Genomic DNA, 696 nt, shown 5'->3' on the forward strand with positions numbered 1-696 from the left:
CGGCCGAGCAGGTCGAGCGACTGGATGCCCTCGGTGCCTTCGTGGATCGGGTTCAGGCGGTTGTCGCGGTAGTACTGCTCCACCGGGTATTCGCGGGTGTAGCCGTGGCCGCCGAGAATCTGGATCGCCAGTTCGTTGGCCTTGAGGCAGAACGCCGAGGGCCAGGACTTGACGATCGGGGTCAGCAGATCGAGCAGTTCCTGCGCCTGGTTGCGGGCGCTCTCATCACTGCCGGTCTGCGTGTCGTCGAACAGGCGCGCGGCGTACAGGCCAAGGTCGAAGGCGCCTTCGACGTAGGCTTTCTGCGCCAGCAGCATGCGTTTCACATCGGTGTGCTGAATGATCGGCACCGCGCTGCTGTGCGGGTCCTTGTTGTCCGGCAGGCGGCCCTGCGGGCGCTGGCGGGCGTATTCCAGCGAATACAGGTAGCCGGCATAACCCAGCATCACCGCGCCCATGCCGACGCCAATACGCGCTTCGTTCATCATCTGGAACATGCAGGCCAGGCCTTGATGCGGCTGGCCGACCAGATAGCCGACGCACTGGCCGTTGTCACCGAAGTTGAGCGCCGTGGAGGTGGTGCCGCGCCAGCCCATCTTGTGGAACAGCCCGGCCAGCAGCACATCGTTGCGCGGACCGCAGCTGCCGTCGGGGTTGACGTGGTACTTGGGCACGATGAACAGCGAGATGCCCTTC

1 protein-coding gene is annotated in these 696 nt (G+C 64.9%); it reads right to left on the reverse strand.

All coding sequences use genetic code 11. The annotated features are described in order from the left end of the window. Positions 1 to 696, reverse strand: a 696-nt coding sequence (locus GYA94_RS27070) for an acyl-CoA dehydrogenase family protein (protein WP_255327014.1), incomplete at both ends; no start/stop codon positions are given.

It is taken from the genome of Pseudomonas juntendi (assembly GCF_009932375.1).
GTDB lineage: Bacteria > Pseudomonadota > Gammaproteobacteria > Pseudomonadales > Pseudomonadaceae > Aquipseudomonas > Aquipseudomonas juntendi.